13 protein-coding genes are annotated in these 17257 nt (G+C 59.4%); 5 read left to right on the forward strand and 8 right to left on the reverse strand.

The window, feature by feature from the left end:
* Nucleotides 1-60: 60 nt before the first annotated feature.
* The 8 genes from pyrD to AHA_RS11595 form a co-directional block, all read right to left on the reverse strand.
* Nucleotides 61-1071, reverse strand: coding sequence for a quinone-dependent dihydroorotate dehydrogenase (gene pyrD, locus AHA_RS11560; protein WP_011706139.1), 1011 nt, complete (start codon nt 1069-1071; stop codon nt 61-63).
* Between the two features lie 76 nt (nt 1072-1147).
* Nucleotides 1148-5986, reverse strand: coding sequence for an NAD-glutamate dehydrogenase (locus tag AHA_RS11565; RefSeq protein WP_011706140.1), 4839 nt, complete (start codon nt 5984-5986; stop codon nt 1148-1150).
* 278 nt (nt 5987-6264) lie between these two features.
* A complete protein-coding gene (locus AHA_RS11570) occupies nt 6265-6486 on the reverse strand; it encodes a DUF2835 domain-containing protein (protein ID WP_005300804.1) in 222 nt (73 codons plus the stop codon).
* 72 nt (nt 6487-6558) lie between these two features.
* Complete coding sequence (gene pepN / locus AHA_RS11575; RefSeq protein WP_011706141.1) at nt 6559-9183, reverse strand: aminopeptidase N; 2625 nt, start codon at nt 9181-9183, stop codon at nt 6559-6561.
* A gap of 134 nt (nt 9184-9317) precedes the next feature.
* Nucleotides 9318-11333 carry a carboxy terminal-processing peptidase gene (gene prc, locus AHA_RS11580; protein WP_011706142.1) on the reverse strand — a complete coding sequence of 672 codons (2016 nt, stop codon included), beginning with the start codon at nt 11331-11333 and terminating at the stop codon, nt 9318-9320.
* Nucleotides 11334-11341: 8 nt separating this feature from the next.
* Entirely contained in the window at nt 11342-11980 is a 639-nt protein-coding gene (proQ, locus tag AHA_RS11585; protein WP_011706143.1) for an RNA chaperone ProQ, read from the reverse strand.
* Between the two features lie 101 nt (nt 11981-12081).
* Complete coding sequence (locus AHA_RS11590) at nt 12082-12540, reverse strand: GAF domain-containing protein (RefSeq protein WP_011706144.1); 459 nt, start codon at nt 12538-12540, stop codon at nt 12082-12084.
* A 110-nt stretch (nt 12541-12650) separates the two neighbouring features.
* Nucleotides 12651-13109, reverse strand: coding sequence for a hypothetical protein (locus AHA_RS11595; RefSeq protein ID WP_011706145.1), 459 nt, complete (start codon nt 13107-13109; stop codon nt 12651-12653).
* Between the two features lie 283 nt (nt 13110-13392).
* On the opposite strand from AHA_RS11595, the gene ccoN reads away from it, so the two are divergent.
* The 5 genes from ccoN to AHA_RS11620 all read left to right on the forward strand — a co-directional run bounded on the left by ccoN (nt 13393) and on the right by AHA_RS11620 (nt 17236).
* A complete protein-coding gene (ccoN, locus tag AHA_RS11600) occupies nt 13393-14817 on the forward strand; it encodes a cytochrome-c oxidase, cbb3-type subunit I (protein ID WP_016350679.1) in 1425 nt (474 codons plus the stop codon).
* Nucleotides 14818-14833: 16 nt separating this feature from the next.
* Nucleotides 14834-15448, forward strand: a complete 615-nt coding sequence (gene ccoO, locus AHA_RS11605) for a cytochrome-c oxidase, cbb3-type subunit II (protein ID WP_005300783.1) — start codon at nt 14834-14836, stop codon at nt 15446-15448.
* Nucleotides 15449-15460: 12 nt separating this feature from the next.
* Nucleotides 15461-15640, forward strand: a complete 180-nt coding sequence (locus AHA_RS11610) for a CcoQ/FixQ family Cbb3-type cytochrome c oxidase assembly chaperone (RefSeq protein WP_005300779.1) — start codon at nt 15461-15463, stop codon at nt 15638-15640.
* Complete coding sequence (gene ccoP, locus AHA_RS11615; protein ID WP_011706147.1) at nt 15640-16629, forward strand: cytochrome-c oxidase, cbb3-type subunit III; 990 nt, start codon at nt 15640-15642, stop codon at nt 16627-16629. Before AHA_RS11610 ends, ccoP begins: the two co-directional genes overlap by 1 nt.
* Before the next feature lie 118 nt (nt 16630-16747).
* The gene (locus tag AHA_RS11620) at nt 16748-17236 is read left to right on the forward strand and encodes a FixH family protein (RefSeq protein WP_011706148.1); all 489 of its coding nucleotides are present in this window, start codon (nt 16748-16750) and stop codon (nt 17234-17236) included.
* Nucleotides 17237-17257 lie beyond the last annotated feature (21 nt).

A 17257-nucleotide genomic window follows, 5' to 3' on the forward strand; every position in this document is an offset into this window, starting at 1 on the left:
TCGACTTTATTCCATGTCGAGAATTTCAGCAACTTTAAATAAAGGGCACCGATTTATTTCTTATATATGGGTCACAATCTCTTTGACCAGATCCGGCCCTTTGTAAATAAAGCCGCTGTAAATCTGGACCAGACTGGCACCCGCGGCCAACTTCTCGCGGGCCGCCATGGCACTGTCGATGCCACCGACGCCAATAATGGGCAGCGCGCCATCCAGTGCCTTGGCCAGCTGGCGGATCACTTCGGTGCTCTTGTGCTGCAGCGGACGACCGCTGAGGCCACCCGCTTCAGCGGCATGGGGCATGTCATAAATCATGTCGCGCTCAAGGGTGGTATTGGTGGCAATCACCCCATCAATGCCATTTTTTATCAAGGATGCAGCTACCTGATTAATTTCATCCGGAGTCAAATCCGGCGCAATTTTAACGGCCAGTGGCACGTATTTCTTATATTGCGCGGCCAGCTCCTGCTGACGAACCTTGAGGGCGGCCAACAGTTCATCCAGCGCATCGCCATATTGCAGCGAACGCAACCCCGGCGTATTGGGAGAAGAGATATTGACGGCAATATAACCGGCCTGGTCATACACCTTGTCCATGCAGATCAGGTAATCATCCTTGCCCTGCTCGATGGGGGTGTCCTTGTTCTTGCCGATATTGATGCCAATCACCCCCTGATATTTGGCTTTCTTGACCTGGGCAACCAGATGGTCGACCCCTTTGTTGTTGAAACCCATCCGGTTGATGATCCCCTCTGCCGGAATCACCCGGAACAGACGTGGCTTGTCATTGCCGCTCTGGGGTCTGGGGGTGACGGTACCGACCTCGATAAACCCGAATCCCATGGCCCCGAAGGCATCGATACACTCGCCATCCTTGTCCAGACCGGCCGCCAGCCCCACCGGATTGGCAAAAGAAAGCCCCATGACAGTGACGGGGCGTTTGGGCAAGGAGTGGCGGAAGAAACAATCAAGCGGCGTACCGAGAAGGCGGGGCAAATATTTGATGGAGAGATCGTGCGCCTGTTCCGGGTTGAGCTTGAACAGGAAATGCCTGGCAAGAGGGTACAGCATGTTTGCTCCTTAAAAAAAGCCCCGGCAACTGGCCGGGGCTTTGGGTGTGATACCGCTGTTATGCCTTAACTGGCAATTACAGTGCTCGGCAATTCAACTGGAGCAGGTTCAACTCCCGCAAGGCCACCGAGAACTTGGCGAACTCGTGGGTACTGGTGGTCTTGAAGTCGGCCAACATGTGGGTCCAACGGGACAAGAGTTGCTCATGCTCCGAAATCCAGTCGGCCAGTATGGTAGCGCATTCTCCCTGATCTTTGCACCCTTCCAGCACCACGGAAGTGAGGCTGCGCTGCTGCCAGTCCAGATCTTCGCGGAAGGAGGCCCGCGCCATCGCCTGCCAGTGGTTGCCCACCGGTTGATGGTTGATCTGGTCGAGGAACCAGTGCAGATCCAGCTTGGCGCCGAGACGGTAGTAGACGTTGGCGGCACGCAGGATGTCGGTCTTGTGCTCCGCGGCGATCTGCGCCAGATCCAGGCTGGAGAAGAGGCTGCTCATGTGGGCTACCTGACGGGCGATGGCCTGTGGCACTTGTTTGGCCACCAACGCCGTGACCGCTTGCTGGTGCTCGGCCACTTCGCTCTCGTCCATCACCTCGTAGAGGTGCTTTCCTAAGGTCTCGAAGGCCGGGCGGAAGAAGGCGATGTTCTCGCTGATGCTCCAGCTGCGATTGCGGGCGCGCAGGAACCAGCGAGTGGCACGGCGCACGATGCGACGGCTGTAGAACATCAGTTCGAGCTGGGTCTCTGCCCCTACCAGGTTGTCACACCCTTCGATGTCGCGCCACAGCTGGTTGAGGCCAAATACCTCGCGGGCCATGGCAAAGCAGCAGGCCACTTCCGCCACCGAGGCACCGGTCTCATCCTTCATCCGGCTGGCGAAGTTGAGCCCCATGTCGTTGACCAGCATGTTGGCTACCCGGGTCGCGATGATCTCGCCGCGCAGCGGATGCTGGGCCAGTGCCGCCCCGAACTGCTGCTGCAGCTTGGCCGGGAAGCTGGTCACCAGCATGTTGGCGAGGAACGGCTCGTCGGTCACTTCCGGGCAGTTGAGCTGCTCTTTCAGTACCATCTTGCCGTAGGCCACCAGCACCGCCAGTTCGGGTCGGGTCAGCCCCTGCCCCGCCGCCATCCGCTCGGAGAGCTCCTCGTCGGAGGGCAGGAACTCCAGGGCACGGTCCAGCTTGCCTTCCCGCTCCAGCCCCTGGATGAAACGCTGCTGCTCCTTGAGCTGCTCGGCACCACGGAAACTGGTCACCGAGATGGACTGGGACTGGCGATAGGCGTTGGTGATGACAATCTGCGCCACGTCGTCGGTCATCTCATAGAGCATCTGATTGCGCTGCTTGAGGGTCAGGTCACCGGCCGCCACCAGCTGGTTAAGCAGGATCTTGATGTTCACCTCGTTGTCGGAGCAATCCACCCCGCCCACGTTGTCGGTGAAGTCGGTGTTGATGCGTCCACCCTGGCTGGCGTACTCCACCCGGCCCAGCTGGGTAAAGCCGAGGTTACCGCCCTCACCCACGATGCGGGCCCGCAGATCGCGGCCATTGACCCGCAGCACGTCGTTGCTGCGATCGCCCACTTCGGCGTCGCTCTCGCGGGAACTCTTCACATAGGTGCCGATGCCGCCATTCCACAGCAGATCGACGTTCAGGCAGAGCAGCGCCTTGATCAGCTCGTTCGGCGCCATGCTGGCCTTGTCGGTGCCGAGCAGGGTCTGGATCTCGGGGCTCAGCTTGATAGACTTGGCCGAGCGCAGGAAGATGCCGCCCCCTTGTGATATCAGCTCCCGGTTGTAGTCATCCCAGCTGGAGCCGGGCAGCTCGAACAGCCGCTTGCGCTCGACGAAGCTCTTGGCCGCATTGGGGGTCGGGTCGATGAAGATGTGCATGTGGTTGAAGGCACCCACCAGCTGGGTGTGCTCGGAGAGCAGCATGCCGTTGCCGAACACGTCCCCCGCCATGTCGCCGATGCCGACACAGGTAAAGTCGGTGGTCTGGCAGTTGACGCCGATCTCGCGAAAATGCCGCTTGACCGATTCCCAGGCGCCGCGGGCGGTGATGCCCATCTTCTTGTGGTCATAGCCGACCGAGCCGCCGGAGGCGAACGCGTCACCCAGCCAGTGGCCATATTCCAGGCTTATTTCGTTGGCGATGTCGGAGAAGGTCGCAGTGCCCTTGTCGGCGGCCACTACCAGGTAGTAGTCATCCTCGTCGTGACGCACCACGGATTTCGGCGGGATCACCTCGCCACCGATGATGTTGTCAGTCACATCGAGCAGGCCGCGGATAAACAGGCGATAGCAGGCTTTGCCCTCTTCCTGGATGACGGCACGGGGGGCGCCCGCCGGCATCTGTTTGCAGTAGAAGCCGCCCTTGGCACCGACCGGTACGATGACGGTGTTCTTCACCTGCTGGGCTTTGACCAGACCCAGCACTTCGGTACGGAAGTCCTCCTTGCGATCAGACCAGCGCAGACCGCCACGGGCCACTTTGCCCCAGCGCAGGTGCACCCCTTCCACCCGCGGCGAGTAGACGAAGATCTCGAACTTGGGCAGCGGCAGCGGCATGTCGGTAATGCTGGAGGGGGCCAGCTTGAAGGAGATGTAGGGCTTGATGTTGCCCGCCTTGTCCAGCTGGTAGTAGTTGGTGCGCAGGGTGGCGTCGATCATCTCCACATAGCGGCGGATGATGCGATCGTCGTCCAGGTTGGCGACCTGATCCAGCTTGGCGGCGAGCTGCTCGTGCAGCTTGGCCTGAAGCTTGGCGTCCTGCTTGCCGGCCGGATCAAGGCGCTGTTCGAACAGGGTGAACAGCAGCTGGGCGATATCCGGGTAGCGGGTCAGGGTCTCTTCGATATAGGACTGACTGAAGGAGACGCCGGTCTGACGCATGTATTTGGCATAGGCGCGCAGCACCGAGACCTGACGACCGGTAAGGCCGGCCCCCAGCACCAGGCGGTTGAAGCCGTCATCTTCCAGCTGCTTGTTCCAGATGGCTGCGAAAGCCTGCTGGAAGCGCTGCTGGCTCTGCTCCAGATCGAACGGCTGCTCGCCATGCAGCAGCATGGAGAAGTCGAGGATCCAGAAGATGTCGCCCGCCGGGGTGCGCACCTGATACGGGGTTTCGCCGATGACGCGCAGCCCCATGTTTTCCAGCATGGGCAGCACATCGGAGAGGTGGATGGGTTCGGTGCGGTGGAACAGTTTGAGACGGACCCGGCGATCGTTCTCCTCCTCCTGGGCGCGGTAGAACAGCATGCCGAGCGGATTGGCCTCGCTCAGGTTGTCCAGCTCCATGATGTCGGCCACGGCGGAACCCGGCAGCACATCTTCCTTGTAGGCGCGGGGGAAGGCGGTGCTGAAACGGCGGCGCAGTTCGTTGCCGCGGGCTTCACCGTAGTGAGAGAGCAGCACGGAGTCGAGGCGATCATCCCAGCTGCGGGCCGCTTCAATCAGGTTGTTCTGTACTTCGTTCACATCCACATCCACGTTGTTGTTGTTGACCCGCACTATGTAGTGGGTCCGTGCCAGTACGCCCTCGGTGAAGTAGACGTTGAACTCCACCTCTTCGCTGCTGCCAAAATACTTCTGCAGGATCTGCTGGGTCTTGACCCGCAGCGCTGTGTTGTAGCGCTCCTTGGTGACGTAGACCATGCAGGAGAAGAAACGGCCGTACACGTCGCGGCGCACGAACAGGCGCAGCATGTCGCGCTCCTGCATCTCCAGCACGCCAAGACCGGTGGCCAGCAGCTCCTCTTCACGGGCCTGGATCAGCTCGTCGCGCGGGTAGGTTTCCAGCACGTTCAGCAGCGCCTTGTAGGCGTGGGAGCCCTTCTCGTGACCGGAGGCAGCCATAATGTGCTCGAGACGGTGACTGATGAGCGGGATCTGGGTCGCGCTGGTGTTGTAGATGGAGGAGGCATACAGGCCGATGAAGCGATCCTCTCCCACCACCTTGCCGTGCTCGTCGAAGCGCTTGATGCCGATGTAATCCACATACGCCGGGCGATGCACCCGCGACTTGCTGTTGGACTTGGTGAGGATCAGCAAGTCTGAGCTGAGCGCCGCGTGACGGGCACTGGCCGGCATGTTGCCAAGCCGCTGCCCCACTTCCTTGATGGAGTTCTTCATCAGGCCCAGGCTGGAGTCCGCCTGGGGCAGGATCTCGTGATCCCCCTCCACCGCCTTGACGTCGTAGCGGCGATAGCCCATCAGGGTGAAGTTATGGGCGGCTACCCACTTGAGGAAGGCAACGCAGGAGTCTACTTCGGCCTGACTGACCGGGTTCTTGCGTTTGGGCAGCTCGGCGATGATCTCGTTCAAACGTGCCAGCATCGGCTGCCAGTCACCGACAGCCAGGGCCACTTCACCGGCCACCGAGTTGAGCTCGGCGGTCAACCCTTCCATCTGCTCCTCGCTGGTGAGGTGATCGATTTCGATGAGGAAGGCGGTCTCGACGGAGGTCTGTTCGGCGCTGTTGTCGAGATCCAGAATGGCGCTGATCTTGCCCTCGTTGCCGCGAATGAGGTGCAGCGGCTGGTGCAGCATCATGTGCGCCGTGATGCCCCGGCGCTTGAGCGCCATGCGGATGGAGTCCACCAGGAAGGGGGAGTCCTGCAGGATGATCTCGACGATGGTATGGGGAGACTGCCAGCCATGGCGGGTCAGCTCTGGATTGTAGACCCGGATATAGGGGGAGGTCGAGGTGCGCTGGTTGAGCGCATTCCACAGGCTGAGCGCGGCGCCATAGAGATCGCTGTCATTGCGATCGTGCAGATCGGTGCTCGCCATGTTGCCGTAGAACTTGGCGACGAAGCACTCGACCAGGGAGGCACTCTTCTTGGGCAACTTCTGATGGATCAGGCTGAGAACGTTTTCGAGCAGAACTGAGGTAGGGGCGTCTTTCAATGCCATTTCTATATTCCTTATCGGACGACATTAACCACCGACACAGAGACATCCACCCTGGATGCCCACCGGTACAGAGTTGCTGCGAAGTGTAATGTCTTGGATCAAGGAAGGCGAGCAAAGGTGATAATGAGTTGTTAAAAACAAGGGTCAGATCACGCCTTAAGCTGTGAAAAATTTTGCCGTTCTGGCAAAAAACAGAAAATCCCACTGGATGGTTACGGATTTACCGGATAGATAGTGACTGAAAGCAGTGAATTGCGCGGAAATATGTTCAAGTTTTGTTAATTTATGCGTTCGAGGCTGATAAAGCGATAATCATCCTGGGTTTTGAGGCGAAAATAGCCATGTACCCCGCTGATGGCGACGAAAGGCCGGATTTTCTCAATGCCCAGCTCCAGGGTCAGCCCCTGCTCGCTGCGTACCACCAGCCGTTTGGCATGGCCCTGATACATCAGCATGACCTCGTCGTGGCTCAGGGACAGGCGAAAGGTAAACTGCTTCACGATGACTCCTCTGGTCTGATAAACGGCCCGGGTGTTGAAAGGGTGGGAGATGGCTCCCCCACCCCGTCGGGTTTACTGCTGCAGTGCCTTGCTCACTTTCTCGAACAGATCCCGTGCCAGCCCCTCGAGGTTGGCCAGACGGGTCAGCTCGGTGCGGATCAGCGCCTTGCGCCCCTCATCGAGCCGCTTGAACTGAATGAGCGGGGTGATGAGGCGGGAGGCTACCTGCGGATTGACCTCGTTGAGCTCGATCAGCAGGTCGGTCAGGAAGCGGTAGCCGCGACCATCGCGCGCATGGAACTGCACCTGGTTGTTCATGGCAAAACTGGCCACCAGCGCCCGCAGCCGGTTCGGGTTGCGGATGCTGAAGGTGGGATGCGCCATCGCCTGCTTCACCTCCTCCAGCACGTCTTCCGCCGGCTTGGAGCCCACCAGTCGCAACCAGTTGTCCAGCACCAGACCATCCTTGGCCCACTTGCCTTCGAAATCGGCCAGCAGCTCGGAGCGGCACGGCAGCAGATGGCTGTTGGCCACCTGCAGCGCCGCCAGGGTATCGGTCATGTTGTCGGCGGTGGCATATTGATGGCGTACCAGCAGATCGGCACTGCCGGCGTCGAGCGCCGCCAGGTAGCCCAGCACGACCCCCTTGAGGGCCCGCTTGGCCATGTCGGCGTGCACCACCTGATAAGCCGGCAGGCGCAGGCTCTCGTAGGTGGCCGTCAGCCGGGCACCGAAGGCGTGGGCCAGCGAGGTGTGGATCTCGTTGCGCACCTGATGGATGGCATCGATGTCGGCCACCTCGAACAGCTCGGCCAGGGTCGCCTCACCCGGCAGCGCCAGGATCTCCGCCTTGAGGGCCGGGTCCAGCTCGCCGTCATCCAGAATGGCAACAAAGGCCGCCAGCAGGGTCTGGGAGAGCTCAACCCCCTGTCCGTGCTGCACTCGGGCCACGCCTTCGATGACTGCCTTGTTGATCAGCATCTGCGCCGCATCCCAGCGAGCAAACTCGTTGCGGGCATGGCGCATCAGGAAGGCCAGCGCTTCGTCGCTGTAGTCAAAATGCAGCTTCACCGGGGCCGAGAAGTCCCGCAGCAGGGAGGGCACCGGCTTGACCGCCACCCGATCAAACACGAAGGTCTGCTCCGCTTCCAGCAGGTCGAGCACGTTGCCGATGGCCTTGCCCTGATACTGCAGCGGGATGACGGCCCCTTGCTCATCATAGAGCTCGATGTCGAGCGGAATATGCAGCGGCAGTTTTTGCGGCTGATCCTGGGTCGGCGGGGTGTGCTGGCTCACGTGCAGACGATAGACGCCGCTTTCGGCATCGTACTCGTCGGTCACAGTGAGCTCGGGAGTGCCGGACTGGCTGTACCAGCGGCGGAAGCGGCCGAGATCCACTCCGGAGGCATCTTCCATCGCCTGCACGAAGTCATCACAGGTGACGGCCTGACCGTCAAAGCGCTCGAAATAGAGGCGCATGCCTGCCTGGAAGGCGGCCTCACCCAGCAGGGTGTGCAGCATGCGGATCACTTCCGAGCCCTTCTCGTAGACGGTCAGGGTGTAGAAGTTGTTCATCTCAATCACCACATCCGGGCGGATGGGGTGGGCCATGGGGCCGGCATCTTCGGCAAACTGCGGGCCGCGCACGGTGCGCACGTTATTGATGCGATTAACCCCGCGCGAGCCCAGATCGGAGGAGAACTCCTGATCCCGGAACACGGTCAGCCCCTCTTTCAGACTGAGCTGGAACCAGTCGCGGCAGGTGACGCGGTTGCCCGTCCAGTTGTGGAAGTATTCGTGGCCGATCACCCGCTCGATGCCGTGGTAGTCGCTGTCGGTGGCGGTAGCCGGGTTGGCCAGCACGAACTTGGAGTTGAAGATGTTGAGCCCCTTGTTCTCCATGGCGCCCATGTTGAAGAAGTCCACCGCCACGATCATATAGATGTCGAGGTCGTACTCGAGGCCGAAGCGCTGCTCGTCCCAGCGCATGGAGTTGATGAGGCTCTCCATGGCGAAACCGGCGCGATCCAGGTTGCCCTTGTCGACGAAGATCTCGAGGGCCACCTTGCGGCCGCTCTTGGTGGTGTAATGGCTGCGCTCCACGTCGAAGTCCCCGGCCACCAGGGCAAACAGGTAGCTCGGTTTGGGGAAGGGATCCTGCCACTGCACGAAGTGGCGGCCGTCACCCAGATCGCCGCTGTCGACCTTGTTGCCGTTGGAGAGCAGGAAAGGGAACTGGGATTTGTCGGCGGTGATGCGGGTGCTGTAACGGGCCAGAATGTCCGGCCGGTCCAGGTAATAGGTGATGCGTCGGAACCCTTCTGCCTCACACTGGGTGCAGTAGGCGTCGCCGGACTTGTAGAGCCCTTCCAGCGCGGTGTTGGCAGCCGGATCCAGCAGGGTGACTATGGTCAGCACGCACTCGGCCGGCAGGTTGAACAGGGTCAGGCTGCTCTCGCCCTGCTCGTACTGGGTGAAGGGCACCCCGTCCACTCTGACGCTGTGCAGAGAGAGCCCCTCCCCATCCAGCACCAACGGTTCATTGTGCTCGCCATTGCGCCGCAGACGGGAGATGGCGGTCACCTGGGTCAGCGGCTCCTGCAGTTGAAAGTCGAGATCGATGCTGTCGATCCAGTAGAGCGGAGCCCGGTAATCCTGGCGATATTTGGCCGTCATGGCCTGGGAGTGATCGGTCATTATTGTTTGCTTCCACGCTTGTAATTGACGTGTCAGAGGCTGTCACAACCGGTTGGCAGGGTCAAATAGTTTGCATTCAGGCAAAAGAAAGGGCGACTTCAGTCGCCCTTGTTGATTAATTGACTCGCCGATGATCAGCTGCGTTTGCTGAGCTTGGCCAGATCCGCCGTGATGTTGGCTGCCTCGACCAGATACTCGTCGGGGGCCTCGAAATCGGCAGGCAGTTCATCCAGACTCTTCACCGCCGGCTTGCCGAGACGGGCAAGGCGCTCGTTGGTGCGTTTGAGAGCCTTCTCGTCCTGCTTGGCCTGATCCGCCAGACGTTCCGCCTCGTTGAGGGAGACCGACTTCTTGTCTTTCTCCTCCTTGTAGTCGGCAATGTCCTGCATCACGTAGGCAAACTCCGGATCCTTGTTGATCCGCGCCTCGTGGGCAGACTGCAGCTTGGGCAGCAGGCTGGCGAAGTTGCCGAGCTTGTCGTACTTGGCCGATGCAATCTTGTCCCACGGCAAGGCATTGAACTCACGGCTCTCGCCTGTCTCTTCCGGTGCCACCGCGGTCGGGAAGCTGATGTCCGGGGCGACGCCCTTGTTCTGGGTGCTGCCACCGTTGATCCGGTAGAACTTGGCGATGGTGTACTGCACGTGACCGAGCGGCTGCTCGTAGAAGTCGTACACCTTGGCGAGGCTGCGATGCTGCTGCACTGTGCCCTTGCCGAACGAGTTCTCGCCGAGGATCAGGGCCCGGCCGTAATCCTGCATGGCGGCGGCAAAGATCTCGGAGGCCGAGGCGCTGTATCTGTCGATCATCACCGACATGGGGCCACCGTAGTAGACGTTGCCGTCGTCATCACCGTTGACGGTGATGCGGCCCATGTGATCCCGGATCTGCACTACGGGACCGCTGGCAAAGAACAGGCCGCTCAGGGCAGAGGCTTCGGTCAGCGCGCCGCCGCCGTTGCCACGCAGATCGACGATGAGGCCATCGATCTTCTGCTTGTTGAGGCTGGAGAGCTCCTTGATCACGTCATCGTGCAGGTTGACGTAGAAACTCGGGATCTCGAGCACCCCGATCTTCTTGCCTTCGGCGGTGATCACCTTGGACTTGGCGGCTCGGTCTTCCAGACGCACCTTGTCGCGCACCAGCTCGATCTGCTCGGTCTTGGCGGCGGCGCCCTTGCCACGCTGGATCTCCAGCTTCACCTTGCTGCCTTTTGGTCCCTTGATGAGTTCGACCACGTCATCGAGACGCCAGCCGATCACATCGACAATCTTGCCGTCGTCCTGCCCTACCCCGACGATCTTGTCATCGGGCTTGAGGTGGTTGGACTTGGCAGCCGGGCCACCGGGCACCAGAGAGCGAATGACGGTGAAGTCATCCTCGGCCTGCAGCACGGCACCAATCCCCTCCAGCGAAAGGTTCATCTCAGTGTTGAAACGATCGGCGCTGCGCGGAGACAGATAGCTGGTGTGTGGTTCGATGGCGCGGGCGAAGGAGTTCATGAAGAGCTGGAACACGTCCTCGCTCTCGGTCTGGGACATCCGCTTGATGGCGTTGTTGTAACGCTTGCCAAGCAGTTCCTTGATCTCGGGCCACTCCTTGCCGCTGAGCTTGAGGCTCAGGGCATCGAACTTGACCCGCTGGCGCCACAACTCGTTGAGTTCGGCTTCGTCTTTCGGCCAAGCCGCCCCTTCCCGATCAAAGATGTAGTTGTCGGACTGGGTAAAATCGAAAGGAGTATCGAGCAGTTTGAGGGCGTATTCGAACCGCTCATAACGCCGCTGCTGACTCAGATTGAACATCTCGTAAGCCGGGGCCAGCCGCCCTCTCTCGAGGTCGGTGTCAAAACCGGTACGGTACTTTTCAAAGCGGCTGATATCAGAGGCCAGAAACAGGTTGCGGCTGTAGTCCAGATTCTCCAGATACTTGTCAAAGATCACGGAGGAAAAGGCATCGTCCAGCTTGAACTGCTTGTAATGCGAGCGGGTAAACAGATTGGCAATTCGCTTGCTAGCCGTAGCATGTTGGCTCTCCTGAGCCAACACAGGCAAATCACTTTCCTTGAGCACCGGCTCGATGGCCTGTGCAAGCCCGGCAAGCGCCAGGCTACAGGCAACGAGGGAAAAACGAATTACGCCATGCTTCAACATTTGTCTCCTTAGAGAACCAGGTGCTCGAATTTGACCCGCAGCATCATGCCGGTCTGCAATTGAACCTGAACGTCATCCTTGGTCACTTCCTTGATGGTGGCCGGCACCGGAGACTTGCCCAGCACAACCCGGACGCCCTGATCCACTTTCAGGGTTGCGGCATCCACTTTGACCAGCGGTGCTTCGACAGCGACGGGAGCAGCCTTGGGAGCGGCTTTCGGCTTGTCGGATTTGGCGGCAGCATCGGCCTTGCGCGGGGCAGGACGACGTGGCTGCTTGGCCTTCTCTTCTTTGGTGTTGGTACGACGGCTGGCAAAGACACGCTCTTTGCTCTCTTTGAGGGCTTGCTTGGCGTGCTCGATGTGCTCTTCGGTGAGCAGCTCGCCCGGATTGCCGTCCAGATCGACACGGGCCTGGCCGGCCTTGAGGCCATGCAGGTAACGCCAGCTGGAGGTGTATTGACGCAGAGCAGAACGCAGCATGGTCTTGGAGACTCTGGCGTCGTCAGCAAGACGCTCGGCCAAATCCTGGAAGATGCCAATCTTGAGCGGCTTGGCCTCTCCTTCAGCAATGAAGCAGGCCGGGAATTTCTCGACCAGGTAGGCAACGATCTCTTTACTGTTCTTCAGCTTCTCAGTGTTTTCCATGTATAACCTTGGCTTTCATATAAACGCGCGGGCACACCCGAGCACAACAAAGGCCCCATTATAGAGAGCTTGGGGCCTTTTGCGAACCATCAAGCAATGACTTAGAGCATGCTTTCCAAAATTTGCACCGTTTCTTCCAGTCCAATCCGGTCTTGCGCATCAAAGCGGTTAAAGATTGGACTATCGATATCCAGTACGCCAATGATCTCGCCACCACGCCGCAGCGGGATCACGATTTCAGCATTGCTGGCACCGTCGCAGGCGATGTGACCTTCAAACTGGTGCACGTCGTCGATGAGCTGGGTCTTGCCCTCGGCCACCGCCGTACCACACACCCCGCGCCCGACCGGAATGCGCACGCAGGCCGGCTTGCCCTGGAACGGGCCGAGCACCAGGGTCTCGCCCTGCAACAGGTAAAAGCCGACCCAGTTGATGTCGGCCAGCTCCTGGTTGAGCAGTGCAGACAGGTTGGCCAGGTTGGCGATGAGATCCGGCTCCCCTTCCAGCAATGCCTGGGCCTGCTGGTTGAGGGTGCGATAAAATGCTTGTTTTTCAATCATGATTAAATGAACTTCACTCCCTGATAATCAGTGCAAGGTAACGCCCCGCCTGAAAAATTCAAATCAATTTTCACCTCACCCCCCATCCTTTCTTCAATCAGGCGAGGCATTTAGCGGGCGACGGAGAGCGCCAGTTGCTGGCGCTGGCCATTGCTCCACTCGATATTGAGCAGCCAGACCATCAGCGGTGAGGTGCAGGATCCCACCAGCGTAGTCCCCTGCCAGCCCTGCTCGGTGGCCTCAAAGTTGACCGGAATGGTCCCCATGAACATGTCCCGCCCCTCCAGCCACGCCTTCACCGGCGTCACGGCCGGATCGCCGCCCTGAAGCTGTATCACAAAGTCACGTTCGGCCTGCACCGGCAGCGAGGCAACACGCACGGTCAACGGCTTGTCGCCCAGCTGGGTGTTGCAACTGGTGTGGGACAGATCACAAATCTGATCTTTTTCTGATCCCGCTACCGCGGTCTGCGCGTTGCCGAACCAGGTTCGATAGGCAACCAATCCGAGCAAAATAGCCAGGACGATCGCCAAATGGACAATTTTGCGTGAAGTGAGTCTCTCTTTCATGAAAAAACAGCCTTGTAAGATGTCTGAAAAATGACATTTTCGTGATCTCGCGCAAGGTAAATAATTGAACAGGCGAGACCCAACGGAGCCAAATATATCACTGTTTATACTGTTATTTTACCTGTCAGTTCAGTATCATTCCCATTGAATTTTCATTTAGCTACTTTTTGCTTTTCCTTTTATTAACAGTTGTTAACAAGAGAAAAGGCAGTAGCCAATGAAGTCGGTCCACGTCACTGGACACAAAATCAAACAACAGCAGCATCGGAAGCGGAATACAACGATGAGCCATACAACTAACCATCCTGAGTACAACTACACCGTTGTTCGCCAGTTCACCATCATGACGATTGTCTGGGGAATTGTCGGCATGTCGGTTGGCGTACTGATCGCAGCCCAGTTGATCTGGCCTGCCCTCAACTTTGATACTCCCTGGCTGACTTACAGTCGCCTTCGCCCTCTGCACACCAACGCGGTGATCTTCGCGTTTGGCTGTAGCGCCCTGATGGCGACCTCCTTCTATGTGGTGCAACGCACCTGTCAAACCCGACTGTTCGGCGGCAAGCTTGCCTCCTTCGTGTTCTGGGGCTGGCAGGCGATCATCCTCTCGGCCGCCATTTCGCTGCCGCTGGGATACACCACCTCCAAGGAGTACGCAGAGCTGGAATGGCCGATTGATATCGCCATCACCATCGTCTGGGTCGCCTATGCCGTGGTCTTCTTCGGCACCCTGGTCAAACGCACCACCTCCCACATCTATGTGGCGAACTGGTTCTTCGGTGCCTTCATCATCACGGTGGCCGTGCTGCACATCGTCAACAACATGGAAGTGCCGCTTTCCGGCATGAAGTCCTACTCCATGTACTCCGGCGCCATGGATGCCATGGTGCAGTGGTGGTATGGCCACAACGCGGTAGGCTTCCTGCTGACCGCCGGCTTCCTCGGCATGATGTATTACTTCGTGCCCAAGCAGGCGGGTCGTCCGGTCTACTCCTACCGTCTCTCCATCGTTCACTTCTGGGCGCTGATCTCCCTCTACATCTGGGCCGGTCCGCACCACCTGCACTATACCGCGCTGCCTGACTGGGCCCAGTCGCTGGGCATGGTGATGTCCCTGATCCTGTTCGTACCCTCCTGGGGCGGCATGATCAACGGCATCATGACCCTCTCCGGTGCCTGGCACAAACTGCGTTATGACCCCATCCTGCGCTTCCTGATCGTGTCCCTGTCGTTCTACGGCATGTCCACCTTCGAAGGCCCGATGATGGCGATCAAGACCGTCAACGCCCTCTCCCACTACACCGACTGGACCATCGGTCACGTCCACTCCGGCGCACTGGGCTGGGTTGCCATGGTATCCATCGGTGCCGTGTACCACCTGATCCCGAACCTGTTCGGCCAGGGCCGCATGTACAGCATCAAGCTCATCAACGTCCACTTCTGGCTGGCTACCGTGGGCACCGTGCTCTACATCGTCGCCATGTGGATTTCCGGGGTGATGCAGGGTCTGATGTGGCGTGCGGTCAACGACGACGGCACCCTGACCTACAGCTTCGTAGAAGCGCTGCAGGCCTCTTATCCCTTCTACTTCGTGCGCTTCCTGGGTGGCTGCTTCTTTGTCACCGGCATGTTGCTGATGGCCTACAACGCCTATCGCACCATCACTGCGCCCAAAGGTTCCCTGGAACCTGTCGCACAGCCAGCATGATTGAAGAGGTCAAAGCATGAGCAACAATAACCGTCACGAGATCTTTGAAAAGAGCGTTCCCATGCTGGTGGTCGGCATCATATTTGCCATCAGCCTGGGGGGCCTGGTCGAAATCACCCCACTGTTCTTCCAGAAGCAGACCACTGAGCCGGTCGAGGGCCTCAAGCCCTATACCGCTCTGCAGATGGAAGGGCGCGACATCTTCATCCGCGAAGGCTGCACCGTCTGCCACAGCCAGATGATCCGTCCGTTCCGCGCCGAAACCGAGCGCTACGGCCACTACTCGGTCGCCGGTGAGAGCGTGTGGGAGCACCCCTTCTTGTGGGGCTCCAAGCGTACCGGTCCGGATCTGGCCCGGGTCGGCGGTCGTTATTCCGACGACTGGCACCGTGCTCACCTGATCAACCCGCGCGACGTGGTGCCCGAGTCCAACATGCCCGCCTTCCCCTGGCTCGACACCAACGTGCTGACCGGTGAACTGACTGGCAAGAAGCTGGCCCTGTTCCGCGATCACTTCGGCGTACCCTACACGGATGCCGACATTCAGGGTGCCGGCGAGGCCGTGAAGGGCAAGACCGAGCTGGATGCGCTGGTAGCCTATCTGCAATCACTGGGTCATGCCCTGAAATAAAGGAGTCAGGATATGGATTACGGCACATTTCGCGGCCTGTATACCCTGCTGTTGATGGCCATCATGATCGGCATCATCGTCTGGGCCTACAGCAAGCGCCGCAAGACCTCCTTCGACGAGGCTGCCAATCTGGTTTTTGCCGACGACGAGCAACCCAGTGCTGATAACAAGAACGCAGGAGCGAAACAATAATGAGCACTTTGTTTAGCATTTTTGTCACCGTCATCAGTCTGGGGACCATCCTCGGCTGCTTCTTGCTGCTGGTCTGGTGCCTGCGCGACAAGATGGGGGTGGAAGAGGGCAAGTCCATGGGACACGCCTTCGACGGCATCGAAGAGATCAACAACCCGCTGCCGAAGTGGTGGACCTACATGTTCCTCTTCTTCATCGTCACCGGTCTGGTCTATCTGATTGCCTTCCCGGGCCTTGGCAACTTCAAGGGCGTACTGGGCTGGCAGAGCTCCAACCAGGACGTACGCTCGCTGGCCGAGTCCAAGGCTGCGGCGGCCTCCGCCAAGGCTGAAGGGCGCGCGGTGGAATACGATCGCGAGCTCATCAAGGCCGACGAGATCTACGGTGCCAAGTTCCGTGAGCTGGCCTATCAGGCCGATGGCAAGACCTATCGCGCCATCGAAGAGATCGCCGCCGATCCGGAAGCCCGCAAGGTGGGTCAGCGTCTGTTCCTGCAGAACTGCTCCCAGTGCCATGGCTCCGATGCCCGCGGTGGTCGCGGTTTCCCGAACCTGACCGACAGCGAATGGCAATGGGGCGGCGCGCCCGACCAGATCAAGACCACCATCATGGGTGGTCGTCAGGGCGTGATGGCAGCCTGGGGCGAGATCCTCGGTAAGGACGGGGTCAAGGAAGTGGCCTCCTACGTGCTGAGCCTCTCCGGTCGCAAGGTGGACATGGTGGAAGCCAAGAAGGGTGAAGCGCGCTTCACCATCTGCGCCGCCTGTCACGGTCCGGACGCCAAGGGCGGCATCGCCTTCGGAGCGCCGGATCTCACCAACAACACCTGGCTCTATGGCGGTTCCCGTCAGGTGGTCGAGCAGACCATCACCCACGGTCGTCACGGCGTGATGCCGGCCTGGAAGGATATTCTGGGTGAAGACAAGGTGCACCTGCTCGCCTCCTACGTTTACAGCTTGTCCCACAACGACCAGCAAAATAAGCAGTAACATGTGATAAACACGTGATTACTCAGCAAAAAGCCTCGACTCTTCGAGGCTTTTTGTTATCTTGTGTTGACTGAAATTCCTCTGTTTCGTTAATCACTGGTTTCACGGTAGTAGCACTATGTCCCAACCCTGGTATCGCCAATTCTGGCCCTGGTTCATCATCGCCCTCCCGACCGCAGCCGTGATCGGCAGCATCAGCACGGCGATCATCGCCAGCAAGGATGGCGTCAATCTGGTGGCCGAAGACTATTACAAGCAAGGCAAGGAGATTAATCAGGATCTCAGCAAGTTTGATCGCTCCGAAGCCCTCAACATCCACATCGCGCTGGAGGTCAACGGCAACGAGCTGACCCTCAAGCCGCTGTCGGGCGATATCCCGGCTGGCCAGGCGCTCTACCTCTCCCTGTTTCACCCCACCCTCGCCGGCATGGACAGCGAGCACATGGTGACCGCCGACGGCAACGGCGTCTATCGCCTGCTGCTCGACAAGCCGCTCACCGGCAAGTGGCACGTGCGGGTGGATGCCTTCAACCACGAATGGCGGCTGCAAGAGACTGTCCAGCTCCCCACCAAGGCCCCCGTCGAACTCGATCCCAAAGGACGCTGAGTCATGAGCCGTCCTGTTCAC

It is taken from the genome of Aeromonas hydrophila subsp. hydrophila ATCC 7966, assembly GCF_000014805.1.
GTDB classification, from domain to species: Bacteria; Pseudomonadota; Gammaproteobacteria; order Enterobacterales; family Aeromonadaceae; genus Aeromonas; species Aeromonas hydrophila.

Coding starts and splice junctions, on each gene's coding strand:
- ccoO (WP_005300783.1), top strand. CDS start 14,834: ATGAGCAACAATAACCGTCACGAGATCTTTGAAAAGAGCGTTCCCATG.
- AHA_RS11595 (WP_011706145.1), bottom strand. CDS start 13,109: ATGAAAGAGAGACTCACTTCACGCAAAATTGTCCATTTGGCGATCGTC.
- AHA_RS11620 (WP_011706148.1), top strand. CDS start 16,748: ATGTCCCAACCCTGGTATCGCCAATTCTGGCCCTGGTTCATCATCGCC.
- AHA_RS11565 (WP_011706140.1), bottom strand. CDS start 5,986: ATGGCATTGAAAGACGCCCCTACCTCAGTTCTGCTCGAAAACGTTCTC.
- proQ (WP_011706143.1), bottom strand. CDS start 11,980: ATGGAAAACACTGAGAAGCTGAAGAACAGTAAAGAGATCGTTGCCTAC.
- pyrD (WP_011706139.1), bottom strand. CDS start 1,071: ATGCTGTACCCTCTTGCCAGGCATTTCCTGTTCAAGCTCAACCCGGAA.
- ccoN (WP_016350679.1), top strand. CDS start 13,393: ATGAGCCATACAACTAACCATCCTGAGTACAACTACACCGTTGTTCGC.
- ccoP (WP_011706147.1), top strand. CDS start 15,640: ATGAGCACTTTGTTTAGCATTTTTGTCACCGTCATCAGTCTGGGGACC.
- prc (WP_011706142.1), bottom strand. CDS start 11,333: ATGTTGAAGCATGGCGTAATTCGTTTTTCCCTCGTTGCCTGTAGCCTG.
- pepN (WP_011706141.1), bottom strand. CDS start 9,183: ATGACCGATCACTCCCAGGCCATGACGGCCAAATATCGCCAGGATTAC.
- AHA_RS11590 (WP_011706144.1), bottom strand. CDS start 12,540: ATGATTGAAAAACAAGCATTTTATCGCACCCTCAACCAGCAGGCCCAG.
- AHA_RS11610 (WP_005300779.1), top strand. CDS start 15,461: ATGGATTACGGCACATTTCGCGGCCTGTATACCCTGCTGTTGATGGCC.